This window comes from Streptomyces sp. BV286 (genome assembly GCF_019090165.1).
Lineage (GTDB): Bacteria > Actinomycetota > Actinomycetes > Streptomycetales > Streptomycetaceae > Streptomyces.
In genome coordinates this window covers 60,924-78,327 of the sequence record NZ_JAHRIB010000167.1, presented here as the reverse complement: position 1 = coordinate 78,327, position 17,404 = coordinate 60,924, and the positions used below count along the sequence as shown (strand labels likewise).

Annotated in this window: 19 protein-coding genes; 13 read left to right on the top strand and 6 right to left on the bottom strand. The window is 67.7% G+C overall.

All coding sequences use genetic code 11. From position 1 onward, the window contains the following. Positions 1–41: 41 nt before the first annotated feature. From KUF83_RS30215 to KUF83_RS30170, 10 genes are all read left to right on the top strand, one after another. Entirely contained in the window at positions 42–1,085 is a 1,044-nt protein-coding gene (locus KUF83_RS30215) for a hypothetical protein (RefSeq protein WP_217458164.1), read from the top strand. Between the two features lie 64 nt (positions 1,086–1,149). Beyond that, positions 1,150–1,965: a hypothetical protein gene (locus tag KUF83_RS30210; RefSeq protein ID WP_217458163.1), complete on the top strand. Its 816-nt coding sequence runs from the start codon at positions 1,150–1,152 to the stop codon at positions 1,963–1,965. Positions 1,966–2,103: 138 nt separating this feature from the next. Beyond that, complete coding sequence (locus tag KUF83_RS30205; RefSeq protein ID WP_217458162.1) at positions 2,104–2,739, top strand: hypothetical protein; 636 nt, start codon at positions 2,104–2,106, stop codon at positions 2,737–2,739. A 2-nt stretch (positions 2,740–2,741) separates the two neighbouring features. Further along, the gene (locus KUF83_RS30200; RefSeq protein WP_217458161.1) at positions 2,742–3,032 is read left to right on the top strand and encodes a hypothetical protein; all 291 of its coding nucleotides are present in this window, start codon (positions 2,742–2,744) and stop codon (positions 3,030–3,032) included. A gap of 87 nt (positions 3,033–3,119) precedes the next feature. Further along, a complete protein-coding gene (locus tag KUF83_RS30195) occupies positions 3,120–4,226 on the top strand; it encodes a hypothetical protein (protein ID WP_217458160.1) in 1,107 nt (368 codons plus the stop codon). Between the two features lie 149 nt (positions 4,227–4,375). Further along, on the top strand, positions 4,376–4,843 hold the full coding sequence (locus KUF83_RS30190; protein ID WP_217458159.1) for a hypothetical protein: 468 nt from the start codon (positions 4,376–4,378) through the stop codon (positions 4,841–4,843). Between the two features lie 132 nt (positions 4,844–4,975). Further along, positions 4,976–5,944: a hypothetical protein gene (locus KUF83_RS30185; protein WP_217458158.1), complete on the top strand. Its 969-nt coding sequence runs from the start codon at positions 4,976–4,978 to the stop codon at positions 5,942–5,944. A 183-nt stretch (positions 5,945–6,127) separates the two neighbouring features. Then, positions 6,128–7,132, top strand: a complete 1,005-nt coding sequence (locus tag KUF83_RS30180) for a DUF6884 domain-containing protein (RefSeq protein ID WP_217458157.1) — start codon at positions 6,128–6,130, stop codon at positions 7,130–7,132. An 87-nt stretch (positions 7,133–7,219) separates the two neighbouring features. Next, positions 7,220–8,311 (top strand): hypothetical protein, encoded by a 1,092-nt coding sequence (locus tag KUF83_RS30175; RefSeq protein WP_217458156.1) that lies wholly within the window; start codon positions 7,220–7,222, stop codon positions 8,309–8,311. 102 nt (positions 8,312–8,413) lie between these two features. Next, positions 8,414–9,865 carry a hypothetical protein gene (locus KUF83_RS30170; RefSeq protein ID WP_217458155.1) on the top strand — a complete coding sequence of 484 codons (1,452 nt, stop codon included), beginning with the start codon at positions 8,414–8,416 and terminating at the stop codon, positions 9,863–9,865. Between the two features lie 56 nt (positions 9,866–9,921). On the opposite strand, the gene KUF83_RS30165 is transcribed toward KUF83_RS30170, so the two are convergent. From KUF83_RS30165 to KUF83_RS30150, 4 genes are read right to left on the bottom strand one after another with little or no spacing between them, the layout of a single operon-like run. Further along, on the bottom strand, positions 9,922–11,325 hold the full coding sequence (locus KUF83_RS30165; protein WP_217458154.1) for an NAD(P)/FAD-dependent oxidoreductase: 1,404 nt from the start codon (positions 11,323–11,325) through the stop codon (positions 9,922–9,924). Beyond that, on the bottom strand, positions 11,322–12,521 hold the full coding sequence (locus KUF83_RS30160; protein ID WP_308403199.1) for an MAB_1171c family putative transporter: 1,200 nt from the start codon (positions 12,519–12,521) through the stop codon (positions 11,322–11,324). Before KUF83_RS30160 ends, KUF83_RS30165 begins: the two co-directional genes overlap by 4 nt. Positions 12,522–12,523: 2 nt before the next feature. Then, a complete protein-coding gene (locus KUF83_RS30155) occupies positions 12,524–13,108 on the bottom strand; it encodes a toxin-antitoxin system, toxin component (RefSeq protein ID WP_217458153.1) in 585 nt (194 codons plus the stop codon). Next, a complete protein-coding gene (locus KUF83_RS30150) occupies positions 13,105–13,734 on the bottom strand; it encodes a hypothetical protein (RefSeq protein WP_217458152.1) in 630 nt (209 codons plus the stop codon). Before KUF83_RS30150 ends, KUF83_RS30155 begins: the two co-directional genes overlap by 4 nt. Before the next feature lie 246 nt (positions 13,735–13,980). Here KUF83_RS30150 and KUF83_RS30145 point away from each other — a divergent pair, with 246 nt between their 5' ends. The 3 genes from KUF83_RS30145 (at position 13,981) to KUF83_RS30135 (ending at position 15,932) form a co-directional block, all read left to right on the top strand. Then, complete coding sequence (locus KUF83_RS30145; protein WP_217458151.1) at positions 13,981–14,502, top strand: hypothetical protein; 522 nt, start codon at positions 13,981–13,983, stop codon at positions 14,500–14,502. A gap of 575 nt (positions 14,503–15,077) precedes the next feature. Then, positions 15,078–15,611, top strand: a complete 534-nt coding sequence (locus KUF83_RS30140) for a MarR family transcriptional regulator (protein ID WP_254644597.1) — start codon at positions 15,078–15,080, stop codon at positions 15,609–15,611. A gap of 3 nt (positions 15,612–15,614) precedes the next feature. Continuing rightward, positions 15,615–15,932 carry a hypothetical protein gene (locus KUF83_RS30135; RefSeq protein WP_217458150.1) on the top strand — a complete coding sequence of 106 codons (318 nt, stop codon included), beginning with the start codon at positions 15,615–15,617 and terminating at the stop codon, positions 15,930–15,932. A 77-nt stretch (positions 15,933–16,009) separates the two neighbouring features. On the opposite strand, the gene KUF83_RS30130 is transcribed toward KUF83_RS30135, so the two are convergent. Both KUF83_RS30130 and KUF83_RS30125 read right to left on the bottom strand, forming a co-directional pair. Beyond that, positions 16,010–16,555, bottom strand: coding sequence for a hypothetical protein (locus tag KUF83_RS30130; protein ID WP_217458149.1), 546 nt, complete (start codon positions 16,553–16,555; stop codon positions 16,010–16,012). A gap of 283 nt (positions 16,556–16,838) precedes the next feature. After that, positions 16,839–17,057: a hypothetical protein gene (locus KUF83_RS30125; RefSeq protein ID WP_217458148.1), complete on the bottom strand. Its 219-nt coding sequence runs from the start codon at positions 17,055–17,057 to the stop codon at positions 16,839–16,841. Positions 17,058–17,404: the final 347 nt, after the last annotated feature.

The following is a 17,404-nucleotide window of genomic DNA, read 5'->3' as shown; positions in this document are numbered from 1 at the left end:
GGCCCGCTGTCTCCCCTCTCATCTCACCCTGGAGAGTCCTTGTGATCGACCTGTTTCCCGCCGCGGCCAACCTTCTCCGCGCCATCGTGAACTCCCCGAACGGAACCGACTTCGACCCCGTGCGGGGCGGTCGGCTCCGTATGCACGACATCGACATGCAGCCGAACCGGTCCACTCTGACCACGCTGGTCGACAGCGGTCTCGTGGACTCCGTCGGCTCCCGGGTGCGCGCCACGGCGGCCGGACGGCAATGGGTCGCTGTGCACTTCGACGGTGCACCCCGTACGCACACCCATGACGGGCTGCGCGCTCTGCTGATTGCCGGACAGTCCGCCGTGCGGGCCGTCGAGAACCGCAGCTCCCGCAGAGTCCTCAGCGACGTCGACAAGGCCCTGTGCGCTCTGCCGCTGCTCGACATGGACGATCAGGCGTACAACATCGTTCAGGGCGCCATACGGGCCGTTGGGCGCGCCGAGGACTCCGAAACATGGGCGCTGCTGTCCGAAGCCGAGCATGGCCTGTCGCTGTGGCTGCACCTGCCCACGCCGAAGGGTTCGGGCACGGACGCAATCATGGCCGTAGCGACTCTCGCCGTGCACTGCGCGCGGACACGCGACTGGGGAACCGAGGGAGACGCGGAGCGCACGGCTCGGTACCGCGCCTACCAGGCCGGAGTGGAAGCCCTGAGCGCGATCGTCAGCGCCGTGCACGGCGACACTGACGTGCGCCGGAAGCTCGACAAGGCCATGACGACGTTCTTCGACGCCGTACGCCGTGCCATCTCGTACGAGGCGCTGTACGAGGTTCGCCGGGCCCTGGTGGAGTTCGCCCGCTCGTACGGCCTGTTCGTGATCGGGATGCGTCAGCCGCAGCCGTCCGACACGAGTTGGGAGTGGGAGCGCCGTATCGGTGACTCTGTCTTCCTGTTCCGTGTCGACCCGCCGATGTTCGACGGCGACCCGTACGGATCCGTCGCGGTACAGCGCGTCGGCGGGGTCGGTTGGGGCGATCGGGTCCGGTACTTCCCCCTCAGTTCGGACGAGAAGCGGCGGGCCGCTGTCGACGCCGCGCGTTACCGCATCTGACATCCGCCCGGCCGGCGGTCTGCCCAGCCCTCTTTCCCTTCGTGTGTCCTTGGAGGACTCGCCCATGACCACCATCGTCCGTACCGATCTGCGTCCCCTGATCGTCGCCGGGCAGTCCGCCGTTCGCGCTGTGGAAGACCGTGCTTCGGTGGCATCCTTGTTCGCCCTCGAACGCGCTCTTCTGGCCATGCACCCTCGGCAGGGATCGGCTGAGCGGCGCTTCGAGTTCGATGAGGCTCTTGCGAAGGCCGCAGCCGCGGTAAGGGGTGCGAAGAACCGGCCCGAGTGGGACATGGTGACCGACGTCGAGCGCGCCGTTTCCCGCCTGATGCACGAGCCGGACGGCGCGACGCTGGATCACCCGGCGGTGCGGGAAGTCGGCAAGCTCGCTGTCCGCTGCGGTATGGCCGAGGGGAAGGCCGGGGCGGCGGTTGCAAGGGCATGGAACCGGGCCTACCTACTCGGCATGGAGGCCCTGCACATAACGGCCGGGGCCACCTACGGTGAGCGGTCCGGGCGCGACCTGGACAAGGCCGTGACGGAGTTCCTGACCGCTGTACGCCGTGCAACTGCGTACTCGGCGCTGTACGACACGCGCAACGCCCTGGTGGAAGCCGCCCTCGCGTACGGACTGTTCGTCGTCGGGATGCGGCAGCCCATGCCGCCGGGCGGCCGGTGGGAGTGGATGCGTCACATCGGTGGCGTGGTCTACCACTTCGAGACCCTTCCCCCGTCGTACGTGGAAGGCAGCTACCCGTACGGGGCGATCGGGGTTCGCCGAACCGCCGGTGACGGCACGTCCGGCCCGGTGCGCTACTTCCCGCTCAGCCCGAAGGGGAAGCGTCGCAACCCGGTGATGGAAGCCCTGTACCGGATCTGATACCGCCCGGCCCGGGGCGCGTCGTCCCGGGCCGCCGGCCCGCTGTCCCCTTCCCTCAGCCGCCGCTCCCGTGGCGGCCGTGAGCAGGGCGCACCGTGCCCGTTCCGTACCTCGTACCTACCGCTTGGAGATGACCCCTTGTCCACCATGACTCCGGCTGCTCCGCCCGTGGAGCCGTCCGCTGTGTTCCCGATGCCGTCCGTCCCGATCGCGTTCGCGGACGGCGACCGCTACGAGTGGCCCGACACCGGTGACGTGTGGGTCCGTTCGGCTGCGGACTGGATTCCCGCGCCGGACGACAGGAGCGGCTTCCTCTCGGACGCCGAGGTGCGCGCGAGTCTGCACCGGGCCGTCGTGCAGTGGGACGTGAAGCCCCGGTTCGTGCCGGTGGTGCCCGGGGAGATCCTGCCGGGCATGCGGCTGCACAGTCTCTTGGACCTGCTGCATCTGGACATCGGCGGTGCGCGGTCCGTCGCCCAGTACGTCCGGTCCGACGCGGGCGGGAAGCTGGTGCCGCTGCGGGAGTCGGTGGCCGAGCATGCCGAGGACTTCGCGTACGACGTCCCCGGGACCGTCACCTACAGCGACGCCGTTCACGTCCTGGACGTGATCCTTGCCGAGCAGCTGGAGGCGGAAGTCTCCTACGACGCGGCCGCGGGACGGCTGTACGCCCGCTACGTCCGGCACGTCGCCGGCTGGGAGACCACGATGCTTCCCCAGACCGTGGAGTGCCTGCACGTGTTCATGCTGTCGGCTTCTCCGGCGGAGGCGTAGCCGTGTCGAGAGAGAAGGAGCGCGACCTGTTCGGGGGCATCCTCATGCGGGAGTTCGGTGAGTACGCCACGGCGCTGACGGAGGCCGGGCACGACTGGACCGTGTGGGAGACCGCCGTGTGGCCGCCGGACAGTCGTCTGAATTGGTTGCATGGCCGGTTCCTCCTCGCAAGGGAGTGCGCGGGCGTGTCCGAGCTGCGCCCCACCGACGGAGAGATCAGCCAGGAGTACAGGGCGCGGCTGGCCTACCTGGAGATGTTCCCCGACGGCATCCCGAGCCTCGCCGATGGGTGATCGTCCGCCGCATCCCGTGGCGGCCCGACTCGCCGCCCTCCGCTCCCGGTTTCCCTTCCCCCACCGCAACGATTAGGAGTGACCATCATGTCGAACAGCAGCACTACCCCCCGTCGTGTGCTCGCGTCCGTGGACCTGGCTGCCCGCGTGACGACGCTGCTCTCCCTGACCTTCCCCGAAGCCGGTCCGGCGGGAGGAGAGGGCTTCCGTGTCCTGTCGCACGATCAGCAGGAGCCGCGCCGCATGTTCGTCCGCTGGTACGGCGCCGAGCCGACTCGACCGGGGTGGACGAACGGGCCGGAGCTCGGCGTCGAGAAGTACCGGGCGCGGATCGTTGAAACGCTCATGCGTGCCGGGTACGCGGTGACCAACTCGCCGGGGAGCGGGGACGTGTACGTGGCGGACCGGCCGGTGGACACCGCCGGAGCCCGGTTTGGGGCCGTGCCCTCCGATCTGCCGTTCAGTGACCCGTGGGTGGTTCTGGACCTGTGGACACGGGTGGACGTGACCACCGCGGCGGCCGAGAGAGACGCGATAGCGGAAGCGATGCGGCTCGACCGGGCGCACGTGCTAGAAGACGCTCGGCGCATCACCGCGTCCGCGCCGGACCTGTGGCCGCACCTGGAGCGCGCTGACGAACTCCTCGGCGACGGCGTGCGCTGGCTGAGTCAGGAGGTTCACGACGTGACCCGGTACGGGGATGTCGTCGAGCACGAGCGGATAGACGCGCTGGTGCGGACGGCGAACACGCTGCGAGCCGGCCGGGAGGTCACCGTGCAGGGGCGCATGGTGGTGTGGGAGGAGCCGGAGCCGCTGCTGCGGCCGAACCCGCCGCTGTACGAGGTGCGTTGGGTGCCGGTGAGCAGGACTCCGTCCGTGGGGTTCTTCCCTGCGTGGCGGTACGGCCTGGTGGAGGCGAGTGCGGTGACGTTGCTGATCGGGGCCGGTCTGCGGCCGGTGGTCTACGGCGAGCCGATCGGTGACGGTGCGTGGATGTGCGAGCAGGAGGGGTTCATGGTGAGCCCGCTCGACCCGTCGGAGCCGTCCGTGCCGGGCATTCAGGTCGACGCCATGGGGCGGACGGCGGGTGAGCAGCAGGGGCGCATACCGGAGGTTCTTCGGGCGGGCGGCTGGACGGTGGAGGAAGACCCGACCTGGGCGGGTTCCTTCACGGCGTTCCCGCCGGCGGGATAGTCCGGCTGTTCCCCGGGGGAACAGTTCACGGTTCGGATAAGCCGAACCCCCTTCCCCAACCCCGGACATGGTGTACACTTTTCCTTGTTGGACCGCACGAGCGAGCGGAACCAACACCAACGCTCCGAACCCGACCGGAAGGCACCACCATGCCCGCGACCCGTTCCCGCAAGCGCACTCCCGTCGCCCCGCAGGCCCCCGTCGAGCCCGCCTGGCATGCCATCGAAGAGCAGGTGTGGGCCGCTGCGGAGAAGCGGAAGGCGCAGGCTGTGCGCACCGACGTCGAGGCCCGTGCCCTCGGCTCCTACCTCGTGTTGGCGCACACCGCCTACCGCGAGGACGGTTCGGAGTTCTGGCTCTCCGCCCACCTGACCAACCCGCATGGCTGCATGGTCGCCTCGCTCTCCCCGCTGGATGAGAGCGGCACCTTGTGGCGTCACCGCGTCACCTACACAGCCGTGGAAGTCGCCAGGCACGTGTCGCTGATGGACGCTGCAAACGCTGCGGCTCTGGAAGCCGTCGAGCGCGGCGCGTGGTCGGCCGTCGAGTGCGAGGACGTCGAAGCGGCCTACGCCGCCCGCCCGCGCCCCGTGCTGTGCGAGGCGTGCGGCCGATAGGCCCCGCCCGGGGAGGCGCCCCACGGCCTCCCCGCCCAGCGGCCCCGCGCCGCCCCCCCCGTCCTTCCTTCACCTTCACCCCGGTCGGCGCGCCCGTCCGCGCGCCCGCCTGCCCGAATACGGAGCACCCTCATGACCTCTCCCGGCTTCCTCGCCAACATGCGCACCGCCGTTCAACGTGAGGCGGAGCGCTCCAGACTTGAAGCGGCCCGACGGACCGCCGACCAGCAGCTCACCACTGCCCGTCACCGTCTGCGCGACGCGAACAACGCACTCGACCGCGCCCGCGCCCACCTGTCGAAGTCGGACAAGTACCTCGCGCTGTACCCGCCGGGCACGGAGCGCCAGGAGGACCGCGAACACCAGGCGCAGCAGCTCCCCAAGCTGGTCCGTCGGAGCGGGTACGCCGCCGCTCTCGCCGCAGCCGCCGCCGTGGTCAGCGAGTCCGCTCACCTGGAACTCGCATGGCAGGACAGGCCCGTGCGCAAGGAGCCGGGCGCGGCCCTCGCCGATGTGGTCGGTGACCGGCTGGACACGGTCGTGAACGCCCCGGGCTACCGGGTGACCGTGCATCCGCAAGGGGATGTCCTCTGGAGCAAGACCGAACGCGGCCTGGTGCGCCGATCCCGCGCTCGCTCCATCGTCTCCGCCTGGTTCACGAACCCTCACGCCCGCGTCCTCCAGGACGTGGAGGGGCGGCTGTTCATCGTCCAGCTGCTCTCTGTGATCGAGCTGGTGCCCACCGACATTGCGCCGCCGCGTACAGAGGCTGACGCGCTGCGGGCCGCACTCGCGACGTACGGCTTCCCCGCCGTCCAAGACGGTGAAGGCGGCATGACGTGGCTCTCCGCGCCGCTCAACCCGCTCACCCCCGAAGACGACGTGCACAGCGGGCTGCACTACCGGGTGAACGCCGGCGAGCAGGTCGACCGCGTGGCATCCGCGCACGCCGAGAGGTTCAGCGTCGCCCTGTACGACGAGGAAAGCGACTACGTCGACAGCTTCTACGGCTCCCGCGACGGCATGGCCCTCGCCGAGGCCTGCGCGCACACCGCCCGTGCCATCGCCGAGGACTCCGCACAGCACCCTTCCCGCCGCTGACCTGGAGCGCCGCACTGCCCGCCCGCGCTCCGGCACGGGCGGAGGTGTGCGGAACGAGCGGCCCGGCCGCCCGCACGACAAAGAGTGCAACCGGTACCGGCGGCCGTGAACCACGCCTTCCCCACCTTCTGATCCCTGCTCGCCGCCCGGCCGGAGTCTCCGGCCGGGCCGGAAGGAACACCCATGTCCCTCACCCCTACGGGCGCGCGCATCCTGCACTGCAACGACAACGGCGTCGTCTCCGGCCACCCCGCCGCCATGGCCCGACTCGAAGCCGACGGCCTGGTCGTACCGCACAACGCCGCCGCCGGTACGCACCGGATGACCGAAACCGGAAGGAAAGCACTCGACGAGTGGCGCCAGACCCACGGCGCCCCGGCGGCCCCGCTCGCCACCATCCCGCCCAAGCTCCCCAAGAAGGTCCACGAGGCGGTTGTGACGGCCGCACAGCGCCCCGATCAGCTCGTACCCGGCAGGGACGACCAAGCCGCGTACTGGGCGGGGGAGACATGGTTCCGCGGCCCCACGCTGCGCGCCGTTCACGCCGCCGGGTACGCGGACATCCGCCCCACGTCCTGGGACCCGGAGCCGATGACGTACGAGCAGACCGGGCGAAGTCTGTTCCTGACCCCCGCCGGCCGCGCGTACGCCCGGGTGCGCGGCAACATCGACGTACGGCGCAGGCGCATCGTGATCATCGCGTGCGGAGATAAGAAGCTGCCCGACCCGGGCCTCAACGAGTACGGCAACCCCAACCCCGGCTACCCGGCCGGCAAGCTGTACATCGGCGACTATCACGTCTCTCTGCGCTCTGCGGCAGACACTCTCACCAGCCCGTCGCTGATCCGCATAGCCTCTGCGCTCCACGGACTGGTCGACCTCCAGCGGCCCCTGCACCCCTACAACGTGAGACCTGGCGATCCGCGGGCCGTCACTCCCGAGCGGATCGCCAGTGACGCCGCCGAGCTGGGCACGGACGACGCTGACGTGATTTTCCTGGGCGGTCAGGACTACGTCGACCTGCTGCGCCCGTCGATCCCGCACCTGTTCGCGCCGTTGACGGGCGGCATGGGGTCCCAGCGCGGTCAGTGCAAGCAAGCCCGCGAGAGCGCCGGTCGGCGCGAGGTGTGGTGGAAGACGGCCGCCGCCCTGCACGAGAAGCACCACGCGACGCAACGCACGGCCTGATGGTTGCCTGTCCCGCCCGGACCGGCCGGGCGGGGCGGGGAGCTGCACAGTCCGCGCTCCACCACCCCATGCGACGGAGACACACCGATGAACGACACCCAGACCGAGACCGAGCAGCAGCCGGAGCTGCCCGACTGGCTCGTCAAGGCGGAGGAGGAAGCCGCCGCCCGGCAGAAAGCCGCCCGGCAGGCCGAGCGAGCCGCCGCCCAGCGGCACGCCGACCTGGTGAACGAGCACCTGAAAGAACTGGGTATCGAGCCCATCGAGCCGGCCCGGGTCGACGACGCTGAGTTCTTCACGGTGCTGCGGCCCGCGTTCCTCGCCCCGGGGGACTACCAGGCCGACGAGCATCCCGTCTGGGCCAGCTACGACACCAACCGGGGGGTCACTGTCAACGTCGGCCCTACGGACCGGCCGTACGCCACCGAGTACGCGGCGAACCTGACCTCCGTCAAGGACGTGGTGGATGCCCGCCACGCGGGCCCGGCCGCCCAGCCCCCGAGGCCGGTCCAGGAACTCGACTGGCGCGCGGAGGCCATCCGTCGAGTCCGTCCGATGCGGAGCGGGCGCACGGACGGCGACGCGGTCTCTCAGGCTCTCGATGGCATGACGGCCGTCATGCTCAGCCTCGCGCCGAACGGCCGCCCCCCGGTCCCGACCGGTACGGAAGTGGATCTGGATTGCGAGTTCCTGCCGGGCGACCTGAGTCCATCGGGGCTCGTCTCCCTTGCGCTGAACGCCGGGCCGGGCCGCACTTTGTACCTGGTGAACGCCGATATGGACACCCTGGCCGTGCGGAGCAAGCAGTTCATGCGCGCCGAGGTGTGGCCGTGTCTGCCGCTGACCCTGGATGGCGAGCTCGACCGCAGCCACCCCGACGTGCAGAGCTACGACGAGATCCGTCGCCGGGTGGAGAAGTTCTTCGCCGGGCTCGGCAACGACGTCACGCTGTGGGTGTACTGCGGTGCTCAGGACGTGATCCGACTTCACACGCTCTGGGGCAACGACTGGCAGGTGATGCCGGGCTCGGTGCCGCAGTGGGCGGACGATCTTGCCCGACTGCGCCGTGAAGCCGGCGGGGTGAAGCTGCCGCCGCACACCGGCCGCCGCCATCACGCCCTGGAGGACACCGAGCATCAGCGCCAGGCACGCGCATACCTGCGCGGCCTGATCGGTTGACGCCATTCCGACCCTGCTGTCAGCGGGGTGCGGCAGAGTGAGCGGGGCGGAGCCAGTCGAGTTGGCTCCGCCCCGCTTCAGTATCAACGAAACGAGGAGTACGTGAGCAGCGATGAAGGCGGGGGCCGCCGCATCGAGGAGGATGCGGTGCAAGCCGGTGTCCACACCAAGGCGCCCATCACCAGGTTGGACGCCCAGTCCGCTCACCTGCTGGGCGAAGCGGTCATTGTGATGATCCAGCCGGACACCGTGACGGTCACCGCCGAGGACGGCAAGTTGCTGGCCGCTGACACGGTGGAGATGACGGTGAAGCAGCACGGAGGTGAGCCGTTGTCGCTGCCGCCCGACTTCTCGGGCGCTTCGGTGCCCGGCTGGACCGCCCACCTGAACACAGAGAATGACGAACTGCTGATCCACTTCCCGGGGGGGTACGTCTTCTACGACGGCACGATGCCCACCACGGAGCAGTGGCGGAAGGACACCGCGGCCGCCGGCAGCGCGGTCGTTATCACGGGGCCGATCGCGACCGTCGCCGACATCGAATCGGTACTCGTGTCGGGCCGTGCGCACTGGACTCGGATCCCGTTCACCATCGGATCGGGTCCGGCTGGGAGCAAGGCGCGCCCCACAGTGCGGGTGGTGGAAGGGACTGCGGCCGAGGAATCGCCGAAGGAGGAGCCTTCTAACGCGGAGGCGGTGACGGCTGCCGCTGCAGAGCGGTGCTATGCCTTGGTGCGCGAGATGCGGCAGCACTACCCGAGCGTTCTGGGGCAGATGACTCAGTTCGCGGACCGCAAGGGCGCCCCCGGGTTCACGGACTGGCCCGATTGGTGCTGGGTGCCGATGGCCGGCGCGTACACCGTGGTGTGCCCGACCGGCGCGATGCTGCCCGGCGATCCCCGCGCGGGCGATGTCGCCCGCGTGGCCGCGCTGTCCACCTGGTGGCTGACCAAGGGCGTGTACTGGATCGACCCGGAAGCAGGGGCCAAGCACGTGGCCACCGCGTGGAGTGCGCCCGGAGTACCAGCGGAGAGGCCCCTTCCGCGCGAGCGGCTCCTCCGGGACCTGCCCCAGCAGTGCGTGTACATCGCGGTGCCGCCATACCTGCAAGAGGCCGGGCAGACGCCGCCCATCCGAGGCGTTTTCGTGCACCTGGAACACGACTACCGGGGCGACCGTCCGGAGCTGCGGCTGCTCATCGACCAAGACGGCACATGGGACGGGCTGTTGGGCACACCCGTCCTGCTGGACCGCCCGACCTTGCTGGCTTCGGCACGCGAGCAGATCAAGCCCGAAGCGTTCCCGGGGCTCGTGGACGACGAGCAGCAAGAGACGCTGGCCAAGCTGGTCCGGCTTGCGCCATTTATGGTGTGGCCCGCGGTTGAAGCCCTGATCGACCCGGAGTTGGTCATCAGCGGGTGGGATCTTCCCGGCGAGCAACCGAAACCGGCCACGCCACGCGCCACGGGCGTGCCTCGGTGGAAGGGCGCAGCGAAGGCTTCGCGGTGGCGGGTGGGAGTTTCGGCACCGCGACCGGGCTTGCGTACGGTCTGAGCTACTCGCCGTTCGACAGGTGGAGGGGCTCCGGGCGATTCCGGAGCCCTTCCACTTCAGCCGTTGAGGACTTGGAGTTCCTCAGGGGTGAAGGGCGGCTCCTCCAGCTTGTCCTTGAGCGGCCCGATGGCAACGGCGATCAACGTGCTGGGCCGTCCAAGTGTGTGGGGGCCCGCCTCCATCGTGACTACGTCGGTCAGGTCTCGTGCGACGCGGCCGGAACCGGTGGCGGTGTAGATCAGCCGGTCCACGAAGCGGGCCGAGACCCGCTCGCCGAACGTGGGCCCGGTATCGGTGGCTCCGGGGTAGAAGACATCCGACCCGGTGGCGAAAGCCCAAGCCGTCTGAACGTGCGGCGTGATGGCCTTCTGGACACGCTGTGCCAGCCGCGGCGTGCCCCATCCGTGCCGCTGAATGGTCTCCTGAAGGGTGACGGCGCTCTGTGCTGCGACGGTCATACCGTGCCCGTACACGGGGTTGAAGGCGGCAACGGCGTCTCCGAGCACCACAAGGTTCTCCGGCATGGCCGTCTTCTCGTAGTAGCGGCGCCGGTTCGCCGTCGTGCGAGTGACCGTCACGTCAGTGAGCGGAGTGGTGCGGGCGAGTATCTCCCCGACGATCGGATGCCGTAGCTGCAGGGCGAAGTCCACGAAATCGGCGGGGTCGTCGGTGGGCTGGCCTCCGCGGGTGCCGGAAAGCGTGACGAGCCAACGGTTCCCCTCGATCGGCAGGATGACCCCCGCCTTCCCGGGACCGTCCCCTCGGGGATCGGCCTGCACATTGATGATGGGCCAATTCTCTGGAAGCTCCGCCGGGGCCTGGTAGATGCGGCTGGCGTACACCAGCCCTGGATCGACAGCGCGGGTAGCCGGCTCGGGAGCGCCGAGTTCCTTGAGCCAGTGCGGCGTGCGTGATCCCCGACCGCTTGCGTCGAAGACCATGTCGGCCGAGATCGTCTCTTCGATCCCGTCGGTCCCACTGATGCGGACTCCGGTGACCGCCGCGGCGGTGCCCTCCAGGCCGATCACGTCGGTGCCCTGGCGGAGGGTGATGCGTTCGCCGCTGCTCTTGAGGACCTGGTCGCGGACAACGACGTCGAGCAGGTCGCGGGTACATCCGATGACGTAGTGGCTTTCGGCCCAGCGGCGGAACCAGCCCGCAGGGCTGTAGCCGACCATGCCCGTGGTCAGCGGTATACGGCGGGCTCCTGCCGCGGCGAGTGCCTTCTCGGTGCCCGGGAGCAGGGTCTCGATCGCGTCTGCGCCGCCCGACCAGAGCAAGTGGACGTGATGGGCCTGCGGCAGGTTCTTGCGTGGTGCGGGTTGCTCGGGGAGAACGTCGCGTTCGATGACGGTGACGTGCGCTGTATCGCTCAAAGCCTGTGCGGCAAGCAGGGCGGTGAGACTTCCTCCGATGACGATGGCGTGCGGGGATCTGAGGCCTACGGGTGCGGTGCTCATGGGGCCACGCTTTCGCTCTTGGCGGCTGCTGGGACACGGGCCGCCTGCATCCTGGGGGGCTTGCGGAGTGCTCGGGAGATAGCGATGACGTCATCCATGCCGTCCGCCGGCAGCCGCGAAGGGGGTTTGCGGTTCTCGACGCTGGTGGAGCTCAGTTGGTCGACGGCGTTTGTGATGGCGGCCGCGGTGGCGTGGGCGTGGGCAGCCTCGGGGGTGTGGCCAGTGCGGAGATACTCCTCGCGGATTTGCTCGCGAAGGGTCTCGTCCAGGAGCGGCGCCAGGTGACGCAGGGCATCGCGGACGATTGTCTGGCGCTGGGTCAGCCGCAGGTCGAGCGGGGCGAATCGGCCCAGCGACACGGGGGCGGATGAGGCCGGCACGGAGTCGAGGGTGCGGGCCAGAGGGCCCAGCGCCCAGTACTCGCGCCGGGTGTTCCACCGGTGGGTGATGCCTTCGCCGACGTGCGGAAGGATGAAGCCGAGGGCGATGAGCACGCCGACCACTGCGGCGATGGACGGAGCGAGGTCGGTGGACATCCAGTCCAGGTCGGTTCGGCCGAACCAGCGGGCGACGACCGGAGTCAGTTTGGCCACGTCGTACAGGATGTTCGCGGCGTAGCCGAAGCTGAGCAGTACAACGCCGGCGTGGAGCCAGCCGGTACCGCGTACGTGGCTTCGCCATCTCCACAGCAGCACCGAGGTGATCAGTACAGCGACGGTGTGCCCGAGCAGGTACAGCACGATCATTTCGCGCATGTACGGCGTGGTTGCGTAGTAGGTGTCCAGGTCCCGCAGCCGCTCGACGTCGTGGTCGCCGAGAGAAAAAAGGATCCACAGCGCGGCGCAGAGCGTGCCGTAGCCGCCGTACACCCAGAATCTCGCGCGGCGGATACTTTCAGGCGTGCCACCACGCCATTTGATGACGAGTAGAAGGCAGGACGCGCAGAACCCGGTGAGCAGGCTGTAGACCCAGGGGCCACTGAAGTTTGTGATCCCGGTGATGTCGTTCACTACGACGATGGTGGGCGGCGCGGCGAAGATGAACACGCAGCACGCCGCTAGAAGCAATCCGCAGACCTGGCGCAGTAATGGGTTACGGAACGCGCGGATGAGCGTCGGCAGTTTGTAGACGAGTGCCACGAGCAGAACAACGGCCGTAATGGTGTACGGGTTGTAGATGAGTTGGCTGAGGGTCACAGTCAGCCCTGCAATCCTCGGTAGCCCAGCGTGACGCCGAGACGGTGGGCGACGTCGTCGATGGGGGGCGGCGCTGCGACGTTCGGGTCTGCGAGCCAGCCGCGCATCTTGGTGCCCAGGAGCAGGCCGAACCCTTCGGCTGACACCTCCTCTTCCTGGTGGGAATGGCTGCGGGACGCGACGCGACGGGCCAGCTCCGGCCAGTCAACTTCTGTGGCGAGAGCGGCCCTCGCCGCGGCTGAGCCGCCATCAACATCGTGACCGCAGTGCCCGGCGTACATGTGCCAAAACTCGTGTCCTAGGACGACCAGTTTGTGAGGGGGAGCCAGGCTTTCCTCCACCACGATGACGTCCTGCTCGGGCAGGTCCAGCCACAGGCCTGTCGTGTGGCTGGCGAGCTCAGGAGGGAAGGCACGGATGCTCAGCAGAACGGGCCGTTCGCGGCGCACGCTCATGGCGTCGCACAAAGCCTCGAAGATTGCTGTTGGCTCTGCGGGTACGTCGACCGCTGCAGTGACCGCGGCTCCGAGGTCAGCCATTAACTTGCGCTGCTCCCTGGCCACAGCCCGATTCGATATCTTCTTCATCGGTCGCCCTCCGGGCTTTCCATACGGGCGATCTTGGTGTTAACCACTTTGAGGCTGTTGGTGATGTCAGCGACCATTTTGGCGACTTCCACCAACTCGCCTTGGCCCCACATCGTGATGCTTCTTCCCGCGATGTGCGTGACCCCGAGATCCTTGAGCTTCTTCTCGGGGTCCGCCGTGATTTCGAGATCGAAGACGACGGACTGGAGCTCGCGGTTCACGGCTTCGGCCGGCGAGTCTGTGAGGAAGGTTGGAGCTACACCGTAGAACCGTGCGAGGTCGGCGCCAGCGGTGATGCTCGGCTTGGCCTGTCCTGCGACCAGCTTCTTGACCCATGTCGTCGTCGCTCCGAGCGCGGCAGCGATGTCGCGGATGTCGAACGGCTCACCGTCGGCGTTCGTGTGGACCTCGTACAGGAAGCGGACGCGGTCGCGTACCAAGGAATCCGCATCGGTGGGATGCGGCTGGCCGCCGGCGAGCAGAGCCGTCACGTCTTCCCGGGGAACGCCGGTGTCGTAGCTGAGGCGTTGGATGTCCAAGCGCTCAGCGCGGTCGAGGCCGCAGATCCTCAGTAGCTCATCGATGCGGTGCAGCGTCTGCGGCAGAGAAGGGTTGGGCTCACTCACCGTGGCTCTTCCTCGTGGAACGATCGTTGCGGGCATGGCACGAAACTTTCTCGTGCGAACTATGCCCCTTGCGCAAGGCGCACACTAGAGGTTCAGAACGATCGTTGCCCAGCTCGGGAACGATCGTTGACAGGCTGACTATGCCCGTAGCAAGATCCGGCGAGGACGCTGTGAAACCAGATGACAACAGGGGGTACAAGGAATGAGTGTCATCGCAAGCGTCTGCCGACGGGACGGAATCTTGCAGTGACCATCAAACCGGAGCGGTGGCCTCCGCGCGGAACAACACACTTCGAACGTGCGCCGCTGGCCATCCCTCCTGACAGCTACTCAGCACTTCTTCCGGAAAAGCCCTCTTTACCTGTAGGGCTCGCCATGACTCGACGTTCCCGCTTCCCCGTACCGGCGACTGACGCCGCCTCTGCTGAGGCGTGCACCATCGCCCGCCCCATCCTCCGGCTGATCCTCGGTGTTGTCGCCGGAGCCGGCTCCGGCGACAGTGGTGCAGTCCTGCGCCGCCGCATCGAGGCATGTCTCGCTGAGCTGGTCGCCATCGCATACACCGCCAGCAGCGGCGACGACCTGCTGTGTTCAGTGTGGGTGGACGCCGACCATGTCTTTCTCTCTGTCGATCATGACCAACCGCTGCCCCGGGTGCCTGGCGACGACGCCATGAGCCTGAGCGCGGTGGTGTCCATCGCCGACGACTACGGCAGTGTCGTCACCGACACCGGCAGTCAGACTTGGGCCGCGATCCGCCGCCACTGATGTATGCCTGCTGCTGCCGGGAACACTGCTTTTGCCTGACACGTCACCGCGGAGACCTGTCCGCTATACCCGAGCAAACCCTCCAGCCCATTGGACCTCAGCCCGGGAAAGCCAGCCAGAGCGCGCCGGCAGGCGAATGATGCGGCACGCGTGTGCTTCAGCAACCCAATCCGGTATCAGCCACGCTGCCCTGTTGTTGCGATAGAGGGGTCACCCCGGGGCACGGTCAGACTGTGTGATTGCTTAGCAGGCACCCCGAGGACCGCAGCGCTTGCGCGAGGACCGCAGGGACACCCCTACGTAGCTGCAGGTGAGAACTTCCTTGATGCACGTAGAGGGCGCAGCCCCCGCAGCTCTTTGACCTGCATAAACGCCGGAAAGATCGGCATCCTAGGATGCCGATATTGGCACCCTAGGATGCCAATATCGGCATCCTAGGGTTCCTTCGCGTACCACTCGTGACATGTCGCCAGCGGTACGCTAACGAACCCTAGGATTCCTTCGCGTACCCCAGATGACATGTCACGAGTGGTACGCGGGCGAATCACCCAGTTCCTTCACGTACCACTGGTGACATGTCACCAGTGGTACGATCCGCGCCAACAAGAGAAAGCCCAGGTCAGGGGTCGTTAGTGCCGAATCAAGGGCGCAGTGGACACAGCAGAAAGCTGGTCAACACCGCGACCGGTGAGGTCCATGAGCTGTACGACGCGGAAGAGAACCGCAGGTCGTACAGCTTCGGCGGCCGGCACGGACAGTTCAGCTTTGAGCGCGTCCTAGCCATGCTGGCTGCTGACTCGGGGATCACCGGTGACGAGTTCCGCCTCTTTTTCTACTGCGGAATCATGACGTACAACGGGAAGGGTGGTGCCAACGCGAGGGAGTCTGCCGAGTACCTGGGCCTGACTCCGCAGGCGACGAGAAGGATGTCGAAGAAGCTCGCGGAGCACAAGATGCTCCTGGTGGCCGACAGAATCGGCCGGACAATCAAGTATCGGGTGACTCCCCACATCGTCTCCAGCCTCTCGGGGCGGGAGCAGTCCGAGGAAGCAGCCGCCTACCACCTGCCGACTCTGCCGGGCCGTCCGGCACAGAGACGAGGGGCCTGATCCATGGCACGTCAAAGCCCGTATCCGGAGCTCGAAGCGCTCCAAAGGCGCATAAGCGGCCTGTCGCATCTGAAGCAGGGCGTCATCATGACGTACGCGATTCTGGGCGGCCTGGAGAACAGCGTCGAGCGCACCGCGACAGATCTGGCTGAGATGATCGGCGTGCCCCGGTCCCACTTCTCCCGAGCCCGCAGCGAGCTGGCAGCTGCAGGCTATTTGGAGTACACGCACCGCGAGGGCCAGGTGCACTTTTACCGTCTGGGCGAGGAAGCGACTGGCCGCGAGGTCGTCGTGCCGCTGCGAAGCCGGCCGACCGGCTGAGGCAACCGGACAACGGAGGAGGGGCAGAAGGGCCTGTGCCCTTCCGCCCCTCCTTCATCGTGTGCGCAGCAGTCGAGTCAGCTCTGTCGCCTCCTGCTCAGGCGGTCTGACGCCTTTCCTGCCTGGTAGTCCGCCAAGTCCTTGTCGCTGTGGTAGGCGACCGGTATGTCCTCTGCGGTGTCCCAGATCGCCCACGGCAACGGCTGTCCGCGGTAGCGCTCGCCGTCCTCGGGCCGGTACTCCGTCACATACCGCGGCTTCGGCCGGTCGTTCAACGCGCCGACGGAGGCGAACAGGTGGGCGATCCGCTCTGCAGTGTCGGGGGAGACGGGCTGAGGCTCTGCGAGGGCGGGGGAGGAGTGCGGAGGCGCCGGCCAGTTGTTGGTGTCCAGGCCTACGGCCATCAGCTCCGGGAGCGGCGTTCCAGTGGCGCGCGCCAGCAAGTAGGTGCGCTGCTCCTCGCTGGTGCCCGTGCGCCGTTCGCCCAATGCGATATGCACCGTCCTCAGCTTGGCAACGATGTCTTGGATGTTGTTGTCGCCGGGGCCATGGTCCCTGCGGGCCTTCGCCAGCTGGTCGATGGCCTGCGAGCGCCATGCTGAGATGCCTTCTGCCTCCGCCATCTGCACGTTCCCAAATCGTGTCGCCGGGCAGTATCGGGCCTGCCCGTGGGGTTGTCCGTAGCTCATGACTCACGGACCCTCGCAGTGGTTGCAACCAGACTTGATAACCGGCCCCAGCCGGGGCTTGGCCCGGGTGCTTCTTTGAAGGGGGCGAGGGCGAGGCTGCGCTTGCGCGCAGGCATCGAAGAAGGGCAGGCCTGGGGCCGGTTATCAAATTTTCTCAGTCCCTACCTGCTGGTGATCTCACCGTAGTTGATGCTCAGTGGAGAGTGAGGGGCTGTCTTCACGAGCGAGTCCCAGAGAACGGGTGGCGGCGCACCCGCTTGAAGCGGGGGACCTCGCCGTGCCGTTCGACGGTGATGGAGCCGTGGCGGCGGCCGGCTTTGAGCACCTTCTGTGCCTCCTCGAAAGGCAGGTCGAGGAGACGTGCGCTCTCGGAGGCGCACATCCATTGCGCGAACGGAAGCCGGTTGATCCGGTCCGCCAAGTTGGCTCGGGGCATAGTGGCTTCCTCCTTCTTGGCTGACCCGGGTCGCTCGTCCCCGGGCGTGGCCACACACCATAGTGCACACCGTGTCCGTGCATGTCGTATGCCGCGTGCAGAAGGAGGGGTCGATCACGAGCATGAATTGCGGTTTTGTGGTTAGACGCGACACGCCCGCGATGCGAGAGTAACGGTTCTGTAACCGACCCTAGGGGAAGTGGCATTGCCCCTGGATCAAACGAGCCCGTATCGCCCGTAAATGACGGGTTGTCAAGGTGTATGAACCGTGATGCTTCGGTGTGAAAGCAACCTATGCCCTACATGCTTCGTTTTCGAACCGGCGTGCGAATCAGTAGTGGCGCGCT

Coding starts and splice junctions, on each gene's coding strand:
- KUF83_RS30210 (WP_217458163.1), top strand. CDS start 1,150: ATGACCACCATCGTCCGTACCGATCTGCGTCCCCTGATCGTCGCCGGG.
- KUF83_RS30195 (WP_217458160.1), top strand. CDS start 3,120: ATGTCGAACAGCAGCACTACCCCCCGTCGTGTGCTCGCGTCCGTGGAC.
- KUF83_RS30190 (WP_217458159.1), top strand. CDS start 4,376: ATGCCCGCGACCCGTTCCCGCAAGCGCACTCCCGTCGCCCCGCAGGCC.
- KUF83_RS30185 (WP_217458158.1), top strand. CDS start 4,976: ATGACCTCTCCCGGCTTCCTCGCCAACATGCGCACCGCCGTTCAACGT.
- KUF83_RS30180 (WP_217458157.1), top strand. CDS start 6,128: ATGTCCCTCACCCCTACGGGCGCGCGCATCCTGCACTGCAACGACAAC.
- KUF83_RS30175 (WP_217458156.1), top strand. CDS start 7,220: ATGAACGACACCCAGACCGAGACCGAGCAGCAGCCGGAGCTGCCCGAC.
- KUF83_RS30165 (WP_217458154.1), bottom strand. CDS start 11,325: ATGAGCACCGCACCCGTAGGCCTCAGATCCCCGCACGCCATCGTCATC.
- KUF83_RS30155 (WP_217458153.1), bottom strand. CDS start 13,108: ATGAAGAAGATATCGAATCGGGCTGTGGCCAGGGAGCAGCGCAAGTTA.
- KUF83_RS30140 (WP_254644597.1), top strand. CDS start 15,078: ATGTCACCAGTGGTACGATCCGCGCCAACAAGAGAAAGCCCAGGTCAG.
- KUF83_RS30135 (WP_217458150.1), top strand. CDS start 15,615: ATGGCACGTCAAAGCCCGTATCCGGAGCTCGAAGCGCTCCAAAGGCGC.
- KUF83_RS30130 (WP_217458149.1), bottom strand. CDS start 16,555: ATGGCGGAGGCAGAAGGCATCTCAGCATGGCGCTCGCAGGCCATCGAC.
- KUF83_RS30125 (WP_217458148.1), bottom strand. CDS start 17,057: ATGCCCCGAGCCAACTTGGCGGACCGGATCAACCGGCTTCCGTTCGCG.